Here is a 20,003-nt window from a genome sequence, read left to right as displayed (position 1 = left end):
AACCTCATCCGCCTGGATGCCTGGTGGAACGGACACCCGCTCGACCGGACCCGCACCAGCCACCTCGCCCGCCTCGAACTGGCAGAACTCGCTCTCGCAGCCTGAGACGAGTTAACCAGCAGGATCGGCGATGGCCTTGCGCGGGTGGCCGGCCTTGGAAGGGCTGCAGCGTAGCTTGCGGAGGATCTTCCAGCTCTTCAGCTGGGCGTTCGCGATCTCCGGCAGGCGCGCAGGGACATCGACTGGTTGAAGGACCTGCCTGCGCAAGCTTCCCAAGCTGTGCTCAAGACCTGTCGGCAGGCGTGGGTGAACTTCTTCAACCCCGACCATCCCGCTGAGCGGCCGAAGTTCAAGGCGCGTTTTCGGTCCCGGATGGCCGTGGATGTTCCGCAGGGGCGAGATCTGCACATCACCCGGGTCAACCGGCGGTGGGGCGAGGTCAACATCCCCAAGCTGGGCCGGGGCCGGTTCCGGTGGACCAGGGACCTGCCCGGCGTCACCAGATCCTGCCCCGACGGGAAGATCACCGGTGCCCGGCTGGTCAAGGAGACCGACGGGTGGCACATCATCTTTCGCACCCAAACGATGGAGATGACCCCGGCCCCGCATGAGGGTCCGGTGACCGCGATCGACCGGGGCATCGCCGTCGCCTTGGCCCTGGCTTCAGGGGAGAAGATCCGCCGCCGTGAGCAGTGGTTGTCGCGCAAGGAGGCCGAGCGTCTGCTCCGGTTGGAACGCAAGGCCGCCCGCCAGAAACGGGCCGCCAAGCCGGGCCAGCCGACCTCGAACCGGTTGAAGAGAACCTATGACCAGATCGCCAGCCTGCGGGTGAGCCCGGCTCATCCGAGCACCCTGGCGAGGGCTTCGTGGACGGCGGCGCGGACCGCGGCCGGATCGTCGAGGTCGAAGCCGACCACGAGCCCGTCCCGCAGCAGCAGCAGGATGTCGGCGGTCCGCTCCGCGTCGGGGTGGCCGTCGGCGGCCAGCAGGTCGCGGTACAGGTCGCGGTTCCAGCGGCGGTGCTCGGCGATGGCCTGCCGTACGGGGTGGGCCGGATCGGGATATTCGGCCGCCGTGTTGACGAAGGGGCATCCGCGGTAGCCGGGACCGGCGCCGAAGTCGCACATGAAGGCGAAGATGGCCTGCAGCGTCTCGCGTGGCGAGCCGGCGCGCATCGTGGCGACCACGGTGCGCTGCAGCGAGCTCTGCTCGTCCACGTAGGCGCGGACGAGGTCGTCCTTGCTCGGGAAGTGGTGGTAGAAGGTCGCCTTGGCGACGCCTGCCTCGGCGATGATCCGGTCGATCCCGACCGAGTGCACGCCCTCCGCGTAGAACAGGCGCGTCGCGGTCTCGAGGACGCGGGTGCGCGCTGAGCTCGGCCGACTGCCTTTCAACGTTTCTGCGCTCACGGGTTGACGATACCAGACAGACCTGTCTACTCTGCTGTCGTCGGCAGACAGACAGGTCTGTCTGATTTGAAAGGGGCTTTGGACATGAGCATCTACACCGCCATCGCGACCTCCGCCGGGCGTGACCGCCGCGCGGTCTCCTCGGACGGCAGGCTGGACGTCAAGCTGGCTCTGCAGAAGGAGCTCGGCGGCGACGGCGAGGGCACCAACCCCGAGCAGCTCTTCGCCGCCGGTTACGCCGCCTGCTTCGCCTCGGCGATGCGGCTGGTGGCCTCGAGCAAGGGTCTCGATGTCTCGGAGGCGGCGGTCACGGCCGAGATCGGCCTCTCGCCCAACGGCAAGGGCGGATTCCAGCTCGACGCCACGCTCCGGGTGGAGCTGCCCGACTCCATCTCGCCGGAGGCGGCTCGCGAGCTCGTGGAGGCCACCCACCAGGTGTGCCCCTACTCCAACGCCACCCGGGGCAACATCCCGGTCAACCTGGTCATCGAGTAAGCCGGGCCGGCCGGGGGAAAGCGGGCGTGCTCGTGACCCGCCCTTGGTTTCCGGATCAGTACGCTCCCGACCGTGGCGGATGACAAGAGCCGGAGCAGGCGGCGGATCAGTATCGACGGGGCGGGCATCGAGAGGCGCAGGACGGCGATCCAGACGCTCGTCGATCAGGCGCCGCAACCCAGGGCCGGCCGCGCGACGACGCCCGGTCCCATCTTCGGCGCGAGCCCGGACGGCTTCGCCGGCGCGAGTCCGGGCGACAACACCGACGCGGGCCCGGGCGACAACACCGACGCGGGCCCGGACGACAACACCGACGCGCGCCTGGGCAACAGCACCGACGCGCGCTCGGACGGCATTGTCGGCGCGGGCCCGGACAATACGGAAACGCCTCGCCTGCCCGTTCAGGGAAGGTGAGCGCGGTCCCCGTGCCGGGCGCGCGCGGGCGGGTCAGGGAAGGGTGACGTACTTGCCGAGGAAGCGCCGGGCCGTGGCGCTGTCCAGGCGGTAGTCGTAGTTGGTCGCCTTGCAGGCGTCGTCGGCCCCGCTGATCGAGGTGGCCACGAGGAGGTGCGAGTCGGGCCCGCCCAGGAAGTTCGGGCCGCCCGAGTCGCCGAAGCAGGTGCTGCCGTCGCCCTTGGACGACAGGGACAGGTCCAGCCACGTGCGCGACAGGTCCTTGAAGGAGATGGAGACCTGGTGGCGCGTGTCGGTGTAATGGAAACTCTGCTCGCGCCCCTTCTTCACCGGGTTGAGCGAGCCGTATCCGACAGGAGTGAAACGTAGGGACTTCAGGGTCTTGTCGGCCTTGAGCCGGTCGAGCAGCCCTGAGGTCGGCAGCTGGGCGGGCTTGATGCCTGGGATGGGCCTATTGAAGACCACGACGGCCATGTCGTGGTTGTTGGACTTCCCGTTGTACCGCGGGTCCGCGATGAAGCGGCCGGTGTAGACGTGGGTCCCGGGCTTGTAGTGGCTGGCGAAGGTGACCCGGGCCGTCTTCGGTTTGTCCTTCCCGCAGTGGGCCGCGGTGAGGAAGACGGTCGGCGAGATGAGCGTGCCGGTGCAGTAGGTCCATGTGCCGTCTTCATACTGCTTGTCGTCGACGAGAGCCCCCACTTCGGGGTGCGTCTCACCGTCGGCGGAGCCGTTTGTGATGGCCGCTGCGGGCGTCGCGGTGCACGCGATCGACGCAGCGACAATCAGGGCAAAAGGGACATAACGCATCCACGAAGCCTAGGCGGCGATAAGTCCAAAATGACACATATGAGCAAAAAATCTACGCACGACCTGTCAGGTGACCGCGGTCATCGGCGCTCGGCGGCGCGGGGAGCAGGCGCTTGCCGAGGCGCTGGGCCGGGGCCTCGATCAGGTGGTAGGTGAGCAGGCTGAGCGGGATGAGCGCCAGGAAGAACAGCGCCACGTGCGGGAGCACGTGCAGCAGGATCGGGTGCAGCAGGTAGAGGGAGAAGCTGATCACGCCGAGCCGCGTCAGCCAGCGCGGGTACGCCCGCCGGCGCAGGGCGAAGGCCAGCGCGAAGAAGCCGTACGCCAGCACGATCGCCGCCGCCCAGGCGGGCTCGTCCTTGGCGGGGATCCCGCACCCCAGCACCACCGCGACCGCGAGCGCGGCCGCGCGCCAGGAGATCGTGCCCTGCTCGGCGCGGTACACCGCCGTTCCCGCGAACATCGTGGCCAGGATGATCACACCCTGCCAGGTGCCGGCCCGGCTGCCCAGGACCACCAGCGCGAGCCCGAGGAGACCGCCCGCGGCCGCGGCGGCCGTACGCGTCCTGCCGTGGCCGAGCACGGTCACCGCGATGGCGGCGACGACCGCGAGGCAGAGCAGCACGGCGGCCAGGTCGGCGCGGCCGCCGATCGTCGCGCCCGGCAGCAGCAGGCCCAGGGGCACGGCCGACAACGCCAGCGCGCCGGCGATTCCCGCCGACCTGTGCGCCTGCCCCGTCGCGAACAGCGCGACGCTCAGCAGGTAGAACGCCATCTCGTACGAGAGCGTCCACGTCACGCTGACGACGGCGGGCAGGTTGACCAGCTCCTGCAGCATCGTCAGGTTGCCGAGCACGACCAGGGGCAGGGGGCGCTCGCCGAGCGTCGGCTCCAGGGGGAACACGCCCGCGAGAGCGAGGACGAGCGCCGAGCCGCAGGCGGCGAGCAGCAGCGGGAGGAGGCGGAAGGCCCGGCCGGTCCAGAAGGCCCGCAGGTCGCCGCGCCGTTCCAGGGAGGCGGGGATGATGTACCCGCTGACCAGGAAGAACACGAACACGCCCCACGTGCCGAAGTCGATCAGACCGTCCACTTCCGCCCAGACGGCCGGAACGAAGGTCCAACCGGCGTGGTGCACGGTGACGGCCAGCGCTGCCGGCCCTCGCAGGGCGTCCAACCAGGCGAGCCGGGCGAGGGCGGGGGACATTCGTTGGATTCTAGGTCATAAGGCTGATTCGTCCTCACTCTCGCGAGTGAGCCCCGGAATCGCCCTCACCGGCGATGCCCGCCACCCCAGGTGAGCCCGAGGATCTTCCCCATGAACTCTCGCATCGCATTCATCGCCGCCCCCGTCCTCGTGTTCGCCTACGGCGTGATCCGCATCCTCGACGGCCTCGACGGCAGCCGCGGTCCTGGCCTCGCGTGGACCACGGGCCATCTCGCTTTCATGGCGGCCCTCGTCCTGTTCGTCCACATCTTCTGGCAGATGCGGCGGATGGCGGGCGGGAACGCCTTGTCCACCGTGAGCGCGGTGGCCGGGACCGCCGGCGTCGTGGCGCTGCTCGCGCAGTTCGGCATCGACATCGCGGTCGGGTTCATGGCCGCCGACCACGCCGGCATGAGCGTCCTGTTCGAGCAGGTCAAGGAGGTTCCCGGGGTGCCGGTCGCGGTCTACGAGGGCGGGCCGATCCTCTTCTACCTCGGCCAGCTGGCCCTCGTCGGGCAGCTCGCGGCCATGCGCCGGGTCAAGGCGTGGACGCCGGTGCTGGTGCTGGCCGACCTCGTCCTGCCGTTCATCGACAAGGATCTCATCCCGCTCGGCGCCGTCTGCCTGCTGGTCTCCTTCGTGCCGCTCGCCCGCACGGCCGCCGCCGCGCCCAGGCCCGCCGCCGCTCTCGCGTGACGCGGAGGGCAGGATTGGGCCTTGTGCCCGATCCAAGGTTCCTGGCCCCCGTTCGGCGGTGGTCGAGCGCGTTGCCGCCGATCTGGCTGGACGCCGCGCTCGCGAGCCTGCTGCTGGTCGTGCAGCTGTGGCCGCTCCTGACCCGCGACAACCCCGACGGCGGGCCCTGGCACTGGTGGGGCTACGTCGTCGTGGTCGCCGCCACGGTGCCGCTGGTCTGGCGGCGGCGCGCGCCCGTGGCCGTCCTGCTGGCCAGCCTCTGCGCGACCGCGTGCTACGACGTCGTGGACGAGGTCGCGGCCCAGCCCATCTGGTACGGCGGGCTGATAGCGGTCTACACCGTCGCCGCCCACTCCGCCAGATGGCCGAGACGGATCATGATCGTCCTCACGATCGGGGGCGGCCTGCTCCTGGTCGGCTCGTCCGAGACCGCGATGCGCGGCGTCGTGCTTTTCGTCGCCGCGTACGCCATCGGCCGGGCCGCCGCCGTCTCCCGCGCCCACGCCGCCGCCCTGGAGGAGCGGGCCGCCCAGCTGGCCCGCGAGCGCCAGGCCGAGGCCGAGCGGGCCGCGGAACGCGAGCGGGCCCGGATCGCCCGCGACATGCACGACATCCTGGCCCACGCGGTCAGCCTCATGGTGGTCCAGGCCGAGGCGGGACCGGTGGTGGTCAGGAACGACCCGGCCAGGGCGGAGGCCGCGTTCGACGCGATCGCCGCGGCGGGCCGCGACGCCATGGTCCAGCTCCGGCGCCTGCTCAACGTGCTCAAGAAGGAAGAGGGCCCACGTGCGCCGCAGCCGACGATCGCCGCGGTCGCCGGCCTGGCGGACCAGGTCAGGGCCGCCGGGATTGACGTGACATACTCCACCTCCGGCGAGCCGGGGCGGCTGCCTCCCGACGCGGAGGTCGCCGCGTACCGGATAGCTCAGGAAGCCCTCACCAACATCGTCAAACACGCGGGCGCGACCCGCGCCGACATCAGACTCACCTGGCAGGACGACACCCTCATGATCGACATCACCGACGACGGCGCCGGTTCCGCGTCCTTGCTGCCCTCGGGCGGCAACGGACTGATCGGCATCCGCGAGCGGGCCGCGGCCTGCGGCGGCACCGCCGTCATCGGCCGGCGCGCCGACGGGCCGGGCTTCCAGGTCCTCGTACGGCTGCCCGTGACCGGCCGGGTGGTGGCGGCGTGAGCGTGCGCATCGTGGTCGCCGACGACCAGGAGCTCGTACGCGCCGGGTTCGGCATGATCCTCGACGCCCAGCCGGACTTCGAGGTCGTCGCCGAGGCGGGCGACGGCGCGCAGGCGGTCGCGGCCGTCCGCGACCATGATCCCGACCTGCTCCTGCTCGACATCCGCATGCCCGTCATGGACGGCATCGAGGCGGCCAGGATCGTGTGCGCGCAGAGCCGTTGCCGCGTCCTCATGCTGACCACGTTCGACCTGGACGACTACGTCTACGACGCGCTGCGCGCGGGGGCGAGCGGGTTCCTGCTCAAGGACGTCCGCCGCGACGATCTCGTCCACGCCGTGCGGGTGGTGGCGGCCGGCGAGTCGCTGCTCGCGCCGTCGGTGACCACGAAGCTGATCGCCGAGTTCACCTCCAGGGCGGCCGCCCGGCCCGCCGCGCCGCCGTCCGAGCGGCTGGCCGTGCTCACGGCACGCGAGCAGGAGACGCTGCGGATGATCGCCCGCGGCCTGTCCAACGCCGAGATCGCGCAGGCCATGGTGGTCAGCGAGCACACGGTGAAGACGCACGTCAGCAACGTGCTGGCCAAGCTGGGGCTGCGCGACCGGGTCCAGGCGGTGATCGCCGCCTACGAGAGCGGCCTGATCGTCCCCGGAGACGCGCGCTGACGGCGGCGGCCACCGCGATCATCGGGACGGTGGCCGGCCCGCGTCGTTCATCGGGTCAAAGCTGAAGCAGATGGGCGCAGGCGGCCGCGGCGGCGTCGGCGTCGCCGACCACGACGGCCCGGGCGAGAGCGGTCAGGCGGTCGGCCGAGACCTCGGTGTCGTCCAGCGGCGCGGCCTCGGACAGCAGATCGTCGAGGTCGGCCAGCAGGCTCTCGCCCGCGAGCCGGCGTACGCACGGCCAGGTGTCGGAGAAGCGGACCGGGCGGCCGTCCGCGTCGAGCAGAGCGAGCCGGAGGCTGCGGTCGGGGTGCGCCGCCGCGCTGCGCGCCAGCCCCGACATGACGGCCTCCCTGGCCCGCGCGATCTCTCCCAGGTCCCGCTCGGCCAGGAATAGCGGCAGCTCCGGCCTGGCCTCCTGGGCGGTCGGCGCGAGCACCACGGCGCCGTTGCCGTGCTGGACCTCGACCTTGCCCTGCACCTCGAGCGCCACCAGGGCGCGGCTCAGGGTGGCCCGGCTGACGCCGAGCTCCGCGGCCAGGCGGCGCTCGGGGGGCAGGCGGTCGCCGGGGGAGAGCCCTTGAGCCTCGATGAAGCGCGCGATGTGGTCGGCCAGCTGCACATACAGGCGGGGACGCTCCATCCGCTCGGGCACCGCGGAGCTCTGGGGGCGCTTCTTGGTCACGGGGACAGTCTATTGACATCCGGCGCAGTGGAGCAGAGGCTAGGCCAATCCGGAAATCCCCCCGTAACCGGAGAGTTACTGACCCCGAGGAGTCGCCGATGTCGGCGGAAGTCATTGCGTTGATCGTGCTGGTGCTGGTCTTCCTGATAGCCACGGTCCGCTCCATCAACATGGGCGCGCTCGCTCTCGTGGCCGCCTTCGTCGTGGGCACCGCGGTGTTCGGCGTGAAGGTGACCGACGTGCTCGGCGGGTTCCCGGCGAACCTGTTCGTCATCCTGGTCGGCGTCACGTACCTGTTCGCGCTGGCCAAGAACAACGGCACCGTGGACTGGATCGTGCACCGGGCCGTGATCGCGGTGCGCGGCCGCGTCGCGCTGATGCCGTGGGTGATGTTCGTGGTGTGCGCCGCGATCACGGCGATCGGCGCGGCCAGCCCGGCCGCGGTGGCCATCGTGGCCCCCGTGGCGATGGGCTTCGCGGCCAGGTACCGGATCAACCCGGTGATGATGGGCCTGATGGTGGTTCAGGGCGCCACCGGCGGGAGCTTCTCGCCGATCGGCATCTTCGGCGCGATCACCAACGGCGTGGTGGACAAGAGCCACCTGCCGGGCAGCCCGGCCGTGCTGTTCTTCAGCGCGATGGGCGCGTGCGCCCTGATCAGCCTGATCGGCTTCCTCACCCTGGGCGGCGCGAAGCTCTTGCAGCGCGACCGCGAGTCCCCGAAGGTGCCCGTGACGACTCTCGCCCCGGTGGGCGGGTCCGCCGGGGACGGTGAGCCGGAGCCCGCAGGTGACGACTTGCCCCGCCTCGACGCGCAGCGCGCGCTCACGCTGATCGGCCTGGCCGTGCTCGCCGTGGGCGCGCTCGTCTTCGACCTCGACATCGGCTTCCTGGCGCTGGCGGTGGCGGTCACGCTCACGTTGATCTTCCCCTCCGCGGCCCGCGGCACGGTCGACAAGATCAGCTGGGGTACGGTGCTCCTGGTCGGCGGCATCGTCACCTATGTCTCGCTGCTCGAGGACCAGGGCACGGTGAAGTGGCTCGGTGACGGGGTGGCCCACGTCGGCACCCCGCTGCTCGCCGCGTTCCTGATCTGCCTGATCGGCGCCGTGGTCTCCGCCTTCGCCTCGACGACCGGCATCCTCGGGGCCCTCATCCCCCTCGCCGTGCCGTTCCTGCAGACCGGGCAGGTCGGCGCCGTCGGCCTGGTCACGGCGCTGGCCATCTCCGCCTCGGTGGTCGACTGCAGCCCGTTCTCGACCAACGGCGCCCTGGTCGTCGCGAACGCCGACGCCGACGACCGCGACAACGTGTTCAAGCGCCTGATGACCTGGGGCATGACCATCATGGTCGTCGCGCCGGTGCTGTGCTGGGCGATTCTCGTCGTGCCGGGGAGCCTGTCATGAGCGGGCCGCTCGCGGGTTACGTCGTCGTCGACCTGACCAGGGCGCTCGCCGGGCCGCACGCCGCAATGATGCTCGGCGACCTGGGTGCGCGCGTGATCAAGGTGGAGCAGCCGGGGAGCGGCGACGACACCCGTGGCTGGGGGCCGCCGTTCGCCGGATCCGAGTCCACCTACTTCCTGTCGTGCAACCGCAACAAGCAGTCGATCGCCCTGGACCTCAAGAGCGACGACGGCCAGGCGACCCTCGAAGCGCTGATCCGCAAGGCGGACGTGCTGCTGGAGAACTTCCGCGCCGGCGTGCTCGACCGGCTCGGCTTCACCACCACGCGCCTGCTCGAGCTCAACCCGCGGCTGGTGGTCCTGTCCATCACCGGTTTCGGCCACGACGGTCCCGAGGCGGGGCGGGCCGGCTACGACCAGATCGCCCAGGGCGAGGCCGGGCTGATGTCGCTCACCGGTTCGGGACCGGATGACCCGCAGCGGGTCGGCGTGCCGATCGGCGACCTGCTGGCCGGCATGTACGGCGCGTACGGCGTGGTGTCGGCGCTGCTCGAGCGCGAGCGGACCGGGCGCGGCCAGGTGGTGCGGACCTCGCTGCTGGCCTCGATCGTCGGCGTGCACGCCTTCCAGGGCACGCGCTGGACCGTGGCCGGCGAGGTCGGGCGGGCGCAGGGCAACCATCACCCGTCCATCGCCCCGTACGGGCTGTTCCGCTGCGCGGGCGGCCAGGTGCAGATCGCGGTCGGCAGCGAGGGGCTGTGGCAGCGCTTCTGCGCGGAGTTCGGCCTGGATCCGCAGGAGCCGGGCCTGGCCACGAACGCCGAACGGGTGGCGGCCGGCAGCCGGCTGGTCGAGCGGGTCGAAGGCGTCTTCGCCGCCCTCGGCCCGGACGAGCTGCTGGAGCGGCTCGCCGCCGCCGGCGTGCCCGCCGGCCGGGTGCGCACCCTCGACGAGGTGTACGGCTGGCCGCAGACCCGGTCGCAGGGGCTGCTCATCGACGTCGAGCACGCGAGCATCGGCGAGATCACGCTGCCCGGGCCGCCGCTGCGGTTCTTCGACCCGACGGGGCCGGACGGCGAGGTCGAGACCACCCGGGCCGATCACGCCGCGCCTCCCGTACTGAACGCCGACGAGGAGGAGATCCGCTCATGGCTGGCCGGCTGACGGCCCTCGAACTGGTCGGCCTCGTGCTCGACGACGGCTCCTTCCGCGGCTGGGACGAGCCGCTCGGCCCCACGCGCGACCCCGACGTGGCGGCGGCCAGGCAGCGCACGGGCCTGGACGAGGCGGTGATCACGGGGGAGGGGCTGCTGCGCGGCCGCCGGGTGGCCGTGGTCGCCTGCGAATTCGGCTTCCTCGCCGGATCCATCGGGGTCGCCGCCGCCGAACGCATGGTGGCGGCCGTGGAACGGGCGACCAGGGAACGGCTCCCGCTGCTCGCCGCGCCCGCCTCGGGCGGCACGAGGATGCAGGAGGGCACCGTGGCGTTCCTGCAGATGGTGAAGATCTCGGCCGCGGTCACCCAGCACAAGGCCGCGGGCCTGCCCTACCTGGTCTACCTGCGTGACCCGACCTTCGGCGGCGTGCTCGCCTCGTGGGGGTCGCTCGGCCACGTCACGGCCGCGGAGCCCGGCGCGATGATCGGCTTTCTCGGCCCGCGCGTCTACCAGGCCCTGTACGGGGAGGCGTTCCCCGAGGGCGTCCAGGTCGCCGAGAACCTCTACCGGCACGGCCTGGTCGACGCCGTGCTGCCGCCGGAGGCGCTGGCCGGCATCGCCGACCGTGCGCTGCGCATCCTGCTGGCCCCGCCCGCGGGATCGCCGCCGGCCGCGGCGCCGCCGCGCGAGCAACTGCCTGACGTGCCCGCCTGGGAATCGATCACTCGCTCCAGGCGGGCCGACCGGCCCGGCGTCAGGCAGCTGCTGCGCTACGCCGCCTCGGACGTCCTGCCGCTGAGCGGGACCGGGGCAGGGGAGAAGGACCCGGGGCTGTACCTGGCGCTGGCCCGTTTCGGCGGCGTCTCATGCGTACTGCTCGGCCAGGACCGCCGCAGCCAGGCGGAGGTCGGGCCGATGGGACCCGCGGCCCTGCGCGCGGCCCGGCGCGGCCTCCGGCTGGCGCGCGAGCTGGACCTGCCGCTCGTCACCGTCATCGACACCCCCGGCGCGGCACTCAGCGCGGAGGCGGAGGAGGGCGGGCTGGCCGGCGAGATCGCCCGATGCCTGTCCGAACTCGTCACCCTCGAAGCGCCCACGCTCTCGGTGATCCTCGGGCAGGGCTGCGGCAGCGGTGCGCTCGCGCTCATCCCCTGCGACCGGGTGCTCGTCGCCCAGCACGGCTGGTTGTCCCCGCTGCCGCCCGAGGGCGCCAGCGCCATCGTGCACCGCGACGTCGAGCACGCCCCGCAGCTAGCGGCCGCGCAGGGCGTCCGCTCCGCCGACCTGGTCGCCGGCGGCATCGCCGACCTGATCGTCGCCGAACGCCCGGACGCGGCCGAGGAGCCGCAGGCGTTCTGCCGGCGCGTCGGGGGCGAGCTGGAGCGCGAACTCCTCGCGATGGTGCATGCCCACCGTCCCGAGCTGCTCGCCCGGCGGCTGCGGCGCTACCGGGCTCTCGGCACCACCCTCGCCGCCGGCAGCGAGGTCGCCTGACGGCTTCCGCTACCTGCCAGGCTGCGAACTCAGGGTTTCCTGCCGGCCTGCTTCAGGGCCTCGGACAGCAGGCCGATCTGCTCGAACCCGCTCGAGCAGGGGAGCAGCACCAGATCGTCGGCGCCCGCCTCGGCGACGCGGTCGATCTCCGTGCGCAGCTGGTCGACGTCGGTCACGACGTCGTGACGGACCTGGGCATACAGATCGCCGTAATAGCGTGCGATGTACGCGTCTGCGGTCTCCTGAGCGCCGGGCCCCAGGCAGAAGTAGCGCTCCACGATGATCCGAGGTTGCCCTTGGCGCCCGGCCCTGGCCCACTCCCGGCGTACGGCGTCGACGCCCCTCTTCAGGATCTGCAGCCCGAAGGACGGCGCGACCCAGCCGTCGGACAGGGTGGCGGCCCGGGCGAAGGCGGCGGGCACGAAACCGGCGAGCAGCAGTCGCGGGCGGCCCGGGGGCAGCGCGGGGATCGGGCCGGCGGGTCCGGTCAGCTCGCCTCGCCACACGGTGCGCATCGTGGCGAGGGTGGCCTCGAGCGCCGCGCCCCGCCCGGTCATCGGCACATTGCTGACCGCGTAGTCCTCCGCCCAGCCGCCCATGCCGAGCCCCACGGCGAGCCGCCCTGCGGAGACCCGTTCGAGCGAGCTGATCTGCTTGGCCAGGACGACGGGGTTGCTGCGGTAACCGGCGTTGAGCACGGTGGTCACCAGCTCGATGCGTTCGGTACGGGCCGCCGCGGCGGCCAGCGCCACCAGCGGGTCCAGGTTGTCGTACACCAGCCGGTCGAACGCGCCCAGCGATCGAAAGCCGCGATGCTCGCTTTCCACCGCCCATGGCCCGGTGGACCTGGCGTCGGTCCCCGGCACGGCGGACGGCAGCCCGATTCCGATCCGCAACGTTCCCCCCGAGATTGTCCGACTGCTGGCCGCGGCGCCGTACGGATCGACGGCGTCACTGACTGCGCGGGCTCGCGTTCATGCAGGTCAACCTAACCAAACAGGCGCTCGTCGCGTGGCTGGGAGAGGGTGCCGGCGGGTCGAACCTTTGAAATCCCGTGTGCGAGTGCTTATCCGACGCTGGGGAAGATTCGAGAAGCGCGTGGGGCTCGTGACTCGAGCCCTCGATCACATAGGGGAAGAGAAAATCAGATGATTATTCAGGAACTCAGGGAGAAGGCCGTCCCTGAATATCGTGAAGTCACGGGAGCGGCCGTGGCCGACTACACGAAGCAACTGCTCCAGCCGCCCTTCACCATGGAAGCGGCGCCCATGCCGAGTCCGGTCCCGACCCCGATCCCGGTTCCGGTCCCGCCGATCGTCGGACCGAGGATTCTCGTCTACAAGCAGGATCCCACCATCGCCGAACTGGGCGTCAGGGCGATCTTCATCCCCAGCCCGGTGCTGAACGGGCCCACCGACGCCCGCATCACGACCCAGCTGACCGGCACCACACCGGTGGCGCGCAACATCAACGGCGACTTCATCTTCGTCCCCAACTCGCCGGAGTTCGACTGCGTGCACACGTACGCGGTCGTTCGGGAGACGATGACGATGTACCAGCGCCACAACGGCGCCGCCCCCATCCCGTTCGCGTGGAACACCGGCGGGAACCTCGACCGGCTCACGGTCTTCCCCCGCTCCGGCGCCGGCGCCAACGCGTTCTACAGCAGGACGGCCAAGGCGCTGAAGTTCCTCTTCTTCACCCCGACCGGCTCCTCGCAGCAGGTCTTCACCTGCCGCTCGCTGGACATCGTCGCCCATGAGGCCGGCCACGCGATCCTCGACGGCCTCAAGCCGGGCTGGCTCAGCGCGGGGAACCCGCCGCAGACCGGTGGCCTGCACGAGTCGTTCGGCGACCTGACCGCCATCTTCCTGGCGCTGTCGATGCCGGACGTGGCCGAGGCGCTCGTCGCGCTCACCAAGGCCAACCTGCACGCCAAGTCCTTCCTGTCGAACCTGGCCGAACAGTTCGGCCAGGGGCTCGGCATGCCGTTCGGCCTGCGCAACGCCGACAACGACCTCAAGCTGAGCCAGGTCAGCAACGAGGTGCACGCGATCTCGCAGGTGTTCACCGGCGGCGTCTACGACGTGCTCGCCGACATCTACGCGCATGAGCGCATCAGGCAGGGCGCGACCAAGAGCCCCACCGTGATCCTCCTGGAGGTCGCGGACCGGCTGTGCAAGCTGCTGTTCGACGCCATCGTGAAGGCGCCCGCGACCGGGGCCACCTACACCGACGTCGTCAACCAGATGCTGCAGATCTCGGCCGCCCAGGGCGATCCCATCATCTACCGGACCTTCATCCGCAACCGGTTCGCCTTCCGCGAGGTGGTCACCTCGCCCACGCCGTTCACCGAGATGCTCTCCGGCGAGATGGACCTCAGGAACGCCGACTACACCGGCGACGGCAAGACCGCGAAGGACGTCACCAACGTCAAGCCCGCCGACACGGCGTCCGCCAGCCTGCGCGCCGTGCAGGACCGGTCGATGTGCTGTGGCACCATGCAGCTGCCCGAGTTCCAGATCATCGACAAGAACAAGCTGACGACCAAGGGCGACCTGGGTGACGACGACATCCTGGCCGCCGAGCTGACCGCACTCAAGAAAGCCTTCAAGTAGCCCCCATGCGTGTGAAGATCGAGAGAACCGGCGGCTTCGCCGGCATCGAGGAGACCGTCGCCGCGTACGACACCGACGACCTCCCCGAGCAGGAGGCCGCCAAGGTGTACGACGCGTTGACCGCGATCGAGGCCACCGCGGCCCAGGAGCCCGCTGAGGTGGGCGCCGACCTGATGACCTACCGGATCACCGTCGGCGACGGTCCCGGGAAGGTCTACACGGTGTCCGAGGAGCCTTCGCCCAGCCTGGCGGGGCCCCTGACCGCGCTGCTCCGCCAGTGACCGTCCGCACGGCGCCTGACCGGGCAACCGCAGGTCAGGCGCCTCCTCCCGGTGAGCCGACCCGCTCACGCGCGAGATGCTGCTGCAGCTCGATGTGCCGGAACTGGTAGTACGGCCCCTCGGTGCGCAGCAGGCCCAGGCGATGGGCGTCGTCCAGGAAGTCCATGGCCCGCAGGGGCAGCCTCCCCTTGGTGGCCAGGCGGGGGACCGTCAGCTTGTAGGCCAGCCAGGCGTGGTGGCGGCCCAGGACGAGCCCGAACAGCAGTCCCAGCACCAGGCCGACCACGATCGTCATGGTCAGGGGGAGCGCTGAATACAGCAGGACGCCCGTGGTCGCGAGCCCGACCACGAGCCCGCCGAGGATCCGGATGGCGGTCAGGTTCCTGTCGGCCTGCCAGGTCGAACGCGGGGATCTCGCCGTCAGGTCAGCGGTGGGGCTCTCGACCCATCGGATCAAGCTGAGCAGGGCGACGTACCCGACGAAGGACAGCAAACCGATTTCCGCCGAGGATGTCGGGGCGAATTCCGGCGTCCTGCTCGCGTAGGGCATGAGCCATCCCACGATGGCCCCCAGGGCCCCGACGATCAGCCCGTCCCGGAGAGCGGGAAGGAGCTCGGCGAGCCTGCCGCGCAGGTGGAAGTCGGCGTGGCCCGGCGACTCGGTGAACCAGGAACCGATCAAGGTCTCGGCCACGAGCGCGGAGAACAGCCCGATCAACGCGCCGAGGCGAGGCTCCCCTGTCAGCAGTGCGAAGGCCAGCCAGACCACGGCCCCGATCGCGATGGCGGCCCCGATCCGTACCGTGCGGCTGGAGGTGTAGTGGGCCAGATGCCACCACGCCACGTCGCGCGGATCCTCCTCGTTGCGCGCGAGCTGGCGGGACAGGTACGTGAGCCAGCGGTCGACCTGCTCCGCCGTCCACGCGTGTTGCGGCCGGAACGGCTGGGGTGGGCCGTTGGCGGGCGTGCGCGTGCTCACCAGGGCGGGGATGAGCTGGTCGCACAGATGGTCGTGCAGTTCGGCCGCGCTGCCGCGCCCTAGCTCCAGCAGCGGACTCGGATCCACCCGCGGGCCGATATAGGTGGCGCGGACCAGCCAGAGCCCCAGAGACGTCGAAGTGACCTCGGACAGGGCGGGAGCGGTGCCCTTGCGCAGCTCCTCCAGGACGTGGGGCCAGACGGAATGGGGCACGGGGGGCAGACAGGCCTCCAGGTAGTCGGCCGCCGCGGCGGGCGACATGGGCTGTGGCTCGATGACCGCCGCCGCCGTGAGGGCGTCGCCGATCTCCTCGACGGACTCGGCGAACTGCTCCGTACGGCAGGTGAGGATGAGCTGGTCGGTCTCGTACATCGACCGGTTCAGCGCGGTCAGCATGTCCGCGCGGGCGGTGTCGGGCAGCTCGTCCAGCCCGTCGATGACGGGCAGCACCTCGCCCCGGGCCACGAGCGTCTCCGGCATGTCCAGGCCGAGGCCCTCCGCGCGCAGCGCCGGATAGTCCATCGCCAGACTCGCCGCCAGCCAGTCCTGCAGCCGCTGATAGACGCGGTCGTCCCAGCGCGCGGCCGACAGCAGCACCGGGACGGGCTCCTCCGGCTCACGCGTGCGCAGCAGTTCGAGCACAAGCTGCACGGCCAGGGTCGTCTTCCCGGTGCCCGGACCGCCCAGGATGACCAGCCGGCGACTGCGCAGGGCGCGGAAGTTACGTGCCATGTCCGCGATGTGCACGTCCAAGCCGGGGAAGGCCACGGTGCCCTTGGCGATGATCTCGGGACGGTCGGCGAGCTCGCGGCGCCCGGCCGAGCGCCAGGGCAGCGGCATGGGCTCGGGATCGCACAGCGAGCGCAGGACCGTCTCGTCGCGCCACTGCTGGGTCACCAGCCCCCCGAGGATGTCCTTCGCGGTGGCGACGTCGGCGGACGTGGGCGCGGACGTGGCCGCGCCACGCTTGCGCCACCAGGACAGGAACTGCACCAGGCCGTTACCCAGCCCTATCGCACCCGTCGCCATCGCTAGGAGCTGCGCGAATCCGGCAGATATCCCCCATTCCTCCGGCAATCGGGTGACCACGGTCAGGGTCAAGGTGGTCAGGGCCAGGAGCAGAACTCCTAGCGCCACCGACATCTTCGCCTTTCGGTTCTGCTGCCAGGATCGTGCAGACATGAAAACCTCCCGCATAAGGTCGATGAGCCGGAAAACCTTATTGAGGGGACCGTCAATCGGGCGGTATCGCTTCGAACATTTCCCCGGCCGCGGCTGCCTGGCCTCTGCGGCCGGGCAGGACCAGGTTGCCGTCGGTGACGAGCATGAACCGCTCCAGGCCCGGCACGATCACGTGCACGGCGGTGACCCCGCCAGGGAGCGTGCGCACCCTACGGTGGTAGGCCGCGTGGCCCCGCGCGGCCAGCATCGCGGCCACCTTCCGCAACTGGCCGGACGGCGGTGCGGCCGGTCCGGCGGCCCGGGGGAAGGGGACCACGTGCGCCTGGTGCAGGAGACCGGTCAGATCGAACCGCCCGCACGCGTGCAGCGCGGGGTACGCCGCCAGCCCGGCCAGATCCCGCCCCGCCGGGGCCCCGGGGAGGCGCTCGCCGAGGGTGGTCTGGACGAGCTCGGCGAGGGCGCGCCAGGCGGCGTAGGCCGGGTCCAGGGAGGTCCCGGCGCCGCGCCGGTGCGGATGGCGGGGGGTGGGGGAGGTGTACGCCAGCATGGTCGGCACCCCGATGTCGCTGGTGATGTCCAGCAGGTGCACCGGCGATCCGGTCAGCTCTTCCGCCGTCGCACGCGCTCGCGCCAGGCCGTACGGGAGCGTCTCGGGGTCGATCAGCCTGGGCCGGAAGCCGTCCCCGCCGAGGAAGGCCCGCGCCAGGAGCAGGGACAGGCAGTCCCGCTCGATCGCCTCGTTGAGCGCGTGCAGCAGCGCCTCGGTGGCGGTGACGCCGGTGGCCGAGCCGCTGTTGCAGCTGTAGCGCATGAGGTGGGCGTAGTCGCAGTCGTCTGCGGCCAGCTCGCGCAGCCGTACGGCGTCCGTCTCGACGTACCACGGGGCGGACAGGAACAGCGGCACCAGCGCCTCCCGTCTTCCGCCGAGGGCGCGATAGCGCAGGCAGGCCATCCGCCGCCCAGGCATCCGGGCCAGCAGCAGGGCGCACGCGTCCGCGCGCAGCGGCCCCGCGGCGATCCGGGCGGGCGCGGCCGGCTCCACGGCGGCGGGGGCGAACGTGGCCGGGCCGGTGAGGTAGTGCTCGACGGCCTCGAACAGCGCGCCCACGCGAGCCTCCTCCGGGCGCCCCTTCCCCATGCCGCACGCGACCGGCGAGGAGTCCCCGGCGTCGCCGTGGAGCTCGCACCACCAGGCGGTCGGATCGCGGCCCCGGCCCGCGTCCACGAGCTCCGCCCGCAGGCCCAGCTCGGCCAGTGCCGCCGCCGCGCGCCTGCCGGCCTCGCGCAGCGGCACGGCCCGCTCCACTTCAGCGCATGGATCCCGATGGTGCTTAATGTTCGTCACCATCGGTCATCGCGGTCAGCAGTTCTTCCAGCCGGTCCAGCTCGGCCCGGGTCAGTTGTTGGGCCCGTCTGTCCAGCGACCCGGGAGTCTTGAAGTCCACGCGATTTCCCATGACACTATCCCCCTCGTTTTACGCCTTAATTCTAGCTCCGCCCGGACAAAGTGCCAGAAAAGTGGACTAATCGGTATTTGGATGCTGATTTACATAATTTGGGGATTGGTGCTCTGGGTGAGGAGACGGCGGGTGCTGTTGTGAGCGGGCGTGACTGCTGTGGAACTCGCTGCCGCCGGCGGGCGGCCGGTTCGCAGAAGCGGTGGACTTTTCGCGGCCGTGAGCCGATTATGTATTTCTGATTCCCGGGATCGCGGGATGCCGTCGGGGCGGGGCTCGGTTGTTGACCATCTGGTGAGGCGACGCGTGACCGAAGTTGACTACGACGAGATCGAACGATTGCAGGAGCGCGTCAATTCTTACGAGCTGATGTCCGCGCTCACCCCGGCCGAGTTCGACGAATATTTCGCCGCCGAATCTGACCTGGAGAACAGGATCGCCGCGTTCGCCGATCTCTGCGCCGGATACCTCAACTTCAGCACGGCGAGCGACGCCTTCGACGAGATCATCGAGCTGAACCGGCGGCTGCGCGAGATCTGCGGGCGCGAACTCGACCGCACCGAGCCGCCGCCCGCCGAGGAATACCGGGACCGGCTGCGCGGCGCCCAGATCGAGGCACACGCGCTGACGTTGCTCGCCGAAGGCGTCAAACGGACCTTCCAGGCCGAGGACCGGCGTCTGCGTGGCGATCTCAACTCGACCCTCGCTTATCTGGAGGGGGCCCGCGAATACTTCATCGAACTGGCGAACGGCCCTTCCGCGCAGGCCCACCAAGGGGTCCTGAGAAACGCGATCACCGACGCCAACATCGCCTTCCACCGGGCCACCTCAAATCTGCGGCAAGGCCACCTCACGAGCGCGCTCGAAGGCTTCCAGCTGGCCCAGACGTTGTGCGAGAAGTACTTCCAGCTCTATTCGGAGGCGGAGGCCCTGGACCTGCCCGCGATCGGCGCGTACGCGGCGATGAACCGGAACTCCATCGAGATGGCGAAGTACTCGGCGGCGATGCAGGCCGAGGCCGAGTTCCAGCGGGAGGCGCAGGACGGCAATTTCGGCGAGGCGGTCGACTACGGACGCGAGGTGGTCCGGCTGCTCAAGGAGCTGCTGGAGTCGTCCGAGGCCGCCAACGATCCGGAGGCCCACCGCAACATCCGCGAGATGGAGCTGGCGCACATGCGCGGCTGGCTCCACTGGGCCGAGGCGGAGGACGCCATCGGCAGGCAGGACTGGGACGCGTGCGTCAAGTCCATCCGCGAGGCGCGTACGGAGTGGAAGCACGCCACCGCGCTCAGCCTCGCCGGCGAGTCGATCGCCGAGATCGGTGTCAGGCCCCTGCTCGGCAGCACCGAGATGAGCGTGCGCAGCACGCAACGCCGGCTCGAGCGCGAACGCGCGCACCACGCCGAGGTGGCGAGGCTGCAGACCGACATCAGCCGGATGAGCAGGTTCGTGTTCAACGTCCAGGGAGGCAGCGCCATGGCGGGCGACCAGTTCAATCTCCAGAACGCCAACGTCAACCAGGTCGGCTCGCACAATGTGAGCCACGGCACCAGCATCACGGCCCAGCAGAACATCACGACGGCCGCCGCCGTCGACCTCGTCGGGCTGGCCAAGGAGCTCGTCTCCCTGCGCGAGGCCATGACGGCGGGGGCGCGCACGCCCGAGCAGCAGGAGTCGGTCGCCGCGGTCGAGGCGGCGGAGCAGGCGGCGCAGAACGGCGATGAGGGCGGCGTGCGCAGGAATCTGGCCAAGGCCGGGCGCTGGGCGCTGACCATCGCCGAGAAGCTGGCGCTGACCGCCGCGGAGACGGCGATCAGGGCCGGCATCGGCGTCTGACGCCGCCTCCGGAAACCCCCGTGGCT

Annotated in this window: 19 protein-coding genes; 11 read left to right on the top strand and 8 right to left on the bottom strand. The window is 70.9% G+C overall.

All coding sequences use genetic code 11. The features are described from left to right. Positions 1-839: 839 nt before the first annotated feature. Positions 840-1,409 (bottom strand): TetR/AcrR family transcriptional regulator, encoded by a 570-nt coding sequence (locus ABN273_RS38100; RefSeq protein WP_349454004.1) that lies wholly within the window; start codon positions 1,407-1,409, stop codon positions 840-842. Positions 1,410-1,493: 84 nt separating this feature from the next. Between ABN273_RS38100 and ABN273_RS38095 the strand changes: the two genes are divergently transcribed. After that, positions 1,494-1,904, top strand: a complete 411-nt coding sequence (locus ABN273_RS38095) for an organic hydroperoxide resistance protein (protein WP_349454003.1) — start codon at positions 1,494-1,496, stop codon at positions 1,902-1,904. 72 nt (positions 1,905-1,976) lie between these two features. Continuing rightward, a complete protein-coding gene (locus ABN273_RS38090) occupies positions 1,977-2,318 on the top strand; it encodes a hypothetical protein (RefSeq protein WP_349454002.1) in 342 nt (113 codons plus the stop codon). A gap of 33 nt (positions 2,319-2,351) precedes the next feature. On the opposite strand, the gene ABN273_RS38085 is transcribed toward ABN273_RS38090, so the two are convergent. Together ABN273_RS38085 and ABN273_RS38080 are read right to left on the bottom strand one after the other, a co-directional pair. Beyond that, positions 2,352-3,125: a S1 family peptidase gene (locus ABN273_RS38085; RefSeq protein ID WP_349454001.1), complete on the bottom strand. Its 774-nt coding sequence runs from the start codon at positions 3,123-3,125 to the stop codon at positions 2,352-2,354. 52 nt (positions 3,126-3,177) lie between these two features. Continuing rightward, positions 3,178-4,329 (bottom strand): acyltransferase family protein, encoded by a 1,152-nt coding sequence (locus ABN273_RS38080; RefSeq protein ID WP_349454000.1) that lies wholly within the window; start codon positions 4,327-4,329, stop codon positions 3,178-3,180. A 111-nt stretch (positions 4,330-4,440) separates the two neighbouring features. Between ABN273_RS38080 and ABN273_RS38075 the strand changes: the two genes are divergently transcribed. Genes ABN273_RS38075 through ABN273_RS38065 form a run of 3 tightly spaced genes read left to right on the top strand, consistent with a single transcriptional unit; the run spans position 4,441 to position 6,886 of the window. Continuing rightward, on the top strand, positions 4,441-5,025 hold the full coding sequence (locus ABN273_RS38075; protein WP_349453999.1) for a hypothetical protein: 585 nt from the start codon (positions 4,441-4,443) through the stop codon (positions 5,023-5,025). A 23-nt stretch (positions 5,026-5,048) separates the two neighbouring features. Next, positions 5,049-6,221, top strand: a complete 1,173-nt coding sequence (locus ABN273_RS38070) for a sensor histidine kinase (RefSeq protein ID WP_349453998.1) — start codon at positions 5,049-5,051, stop codon at positions 6,219-6,221. Continuing rightward, positions 6,218-6,886 (top strand): response regulator, encoded by a 669-nt coding sequence (locus ABN273_RS38065; RefSeq protein ID WP_349453997.1) that lies wholly within the window; start codon positions 6,218-6,220, stop codon positions 6,884-6,886. The genes ABN273_RS38070 and ABN273_RS38065 overlap by 4 nt, the downstream gene beginning before the upstream one ends. Positions 6,887-6,941: 55 nt before the next feature. On the opposite strand, the gene ABN273_RS38060 is transcribed toward ABN273_RS38065, so the two are convergent. Further along, positions 6,942-7,568 carry a FadR/GntR family transcriptional regulator gene (locus tag ABN273_RS38060; protein WP_349453996.1) on the bottom strand — a complete coding sequence of 209 codons (627 nt, stop codon included), beginning with the start codon at positions 7,566-7,568 and terminating at the stop codon, positions 6,942-6,944. Between the two features lie 98 nt (positions 7,569-7,666). On the opposite strand from ABN273_RS38060, the gene ABN273_RS38055 reads away from it, so the two are divergent. From ABN273_RS38055 to ABN273_RS38045, 3 genes are read left to right on the top strand one after another with little or no spacing between them, the layout of a single operon-like run. Then, positions 7,667-8,974, top strand: a complete 1,308-nt coding sequence (locus tag ABN273_RS38055; protein ID WP_349453995.1) for an SLC13 family permease — start codon at positions 7,667-7,669, stop codon at positions 8,972-8,974. After that, complete coding sequence (locus ABN273_RS38050) at positions 8,971-10,137, top strand: CaiB/BaiF CoA transferase family protein (RefSeq protein WP_349453994.1); 1,167 nt, start codon at positions 8,971-8,973, stop codon at positions 10,135-10,137. The genes ABN273_RS38055 and ABN273_RS38050 overlap by 4 nt, the downstream gene beginning before the upstream one ends. Beyond that, positions 10,122-11,624 carry a carboxyl transferase domain-containing protein gene (locus ABN273_RS38045; RefSeq protein ID WP_349453993.1) on the top strand — a complete coding sequence of 501 codons (1,503 nt, stop codon included), beginning with the start codon at positions 10,122-10,124 and terminating at the stop codon, positions 11,622-11,624. The genes ABN273_RS38050 and ABN273_RS38045 overlap by 16 nt, the downstream gene beginning before the upstream one ends. A 29-nt stretch (positions 11,625-11,653) precedes the next feature. On the opposite strand, the gene ABN273_RS38040 is transcribed toward ABN273_RS38045, so the two are convergent. Next, positions 11,654-12,520: an LLM class flavin-dependent oxidoreductase gene (locus ABN273_RS38040; protein ID WP_349453992.1), complete on the bottom strand. Its 867-nt coding sequence runs from the start codon at positions 12,518-12,520 to the stop codon at positions 11,654-11,656. A gap of 252 nt (positions 12,521-12,772) precedes the next feature. Here ABN273_RS38040 and ABN273_RS38035 point away from each other — a divergent pair, with 252 nt between their 5' ends. Then, positions 12,773-14,242, top strand: coding sequence for a gluzincin family metallopeptidase (locus ABN273_RS38035; RefSeq protein ID WP_349453991.1), 1,470 nt, complete (start codon positions 12,773-12,775; stop codon positions 14,240-14,242). 5 nt (positions 14,243-14,247) lie between these two features. Next, positions 14,248-14,523 carry a protealysin inhibitor emfourin gene (locus tag ABN273_RS38030; protein ID WP_349453990.1) on the top strand — a complete coding sequence of 92 codons (276 nt, stop codon included), beginning with the start codon at positions 14,248-14,250 and terminating at the stop codon, positions 14,521-14,523. Between the two features lie 34 nt (positions 14,524-14,557). Here the strand turns inward: ABN273_RS38030 and ABN273_RS38025 are convergent, their stop codons facing one another. From ABN273_RS38025 to ABN273_RS38015, 3 genes are read right to left on the bottom strand one after another with little or no spacing between them, the layout of a single operon-like run. Then, positions 14,558-16,684 (bottom strand): NACHT domain-containing protein, encoded by a 2,127-nt coding sequence (locus ABN273_RS38025; RefSeq protein ID WP_349453989.1) that lies wholly within the window; start codon positions 16,682-16,684, stop codon positions 14,558-14,560. A 52-nt stretch (positions 16,685-16,736) separates the two neighbouring features. Beyond that, positions 16,737-17,978: a YcaO-like family protein gene (locus tag ABN273_RS38020; RefSeq protein ID WP_349453988.1), complete on the bottom strand. Its 1,242-nt coding sequence runs from the start codon at positions 17,976-17,978 to the stop codon at positions 16,737-16,739. Between the two features lie 37 nt (positions 17,979-18,015). Further along, the gene (locus ABN273_RS38015) at positions 18,016-18,141 is read right to left on the bottom strand and encodes a hypothetical protein (RefSeq protein WP_349453987.1); all 126 of its coding nucleotides are present in this window, start codon (positions 18,139-18,141) and stop codon (positions 18,016-18,018) included. 306 nt (positions 18,142-18,447) lie between these two features. Between ABN273_RS38015 and ABN273_RS38010 the strand changes: the two genes are divergently transcribed. Next, on the top strand, positions 18,448-19,977 hold the full coding sequence (locus ABN273_RS38010) for a hypothetical protein (RefSeq protein WP_349453986.1): 1,530 nt from the start codon (positions 18,448-18,450) through the stop codon (positions 19,975-19,977). Positions 19,978-20,003: the final 26 nt, after the last annotated feature.

The organism is Nonomuraea sp. B19D2, assembly GCF_040137845.1.
GTDB lineage: Bacteria > Actinomycetota > Actinomycetes > Streptosporangiales > Streptosporangiaceae > Nonomuraea.
This window is presented reverse-complemented; position numbering and strand designations above follow the sequence as displayed.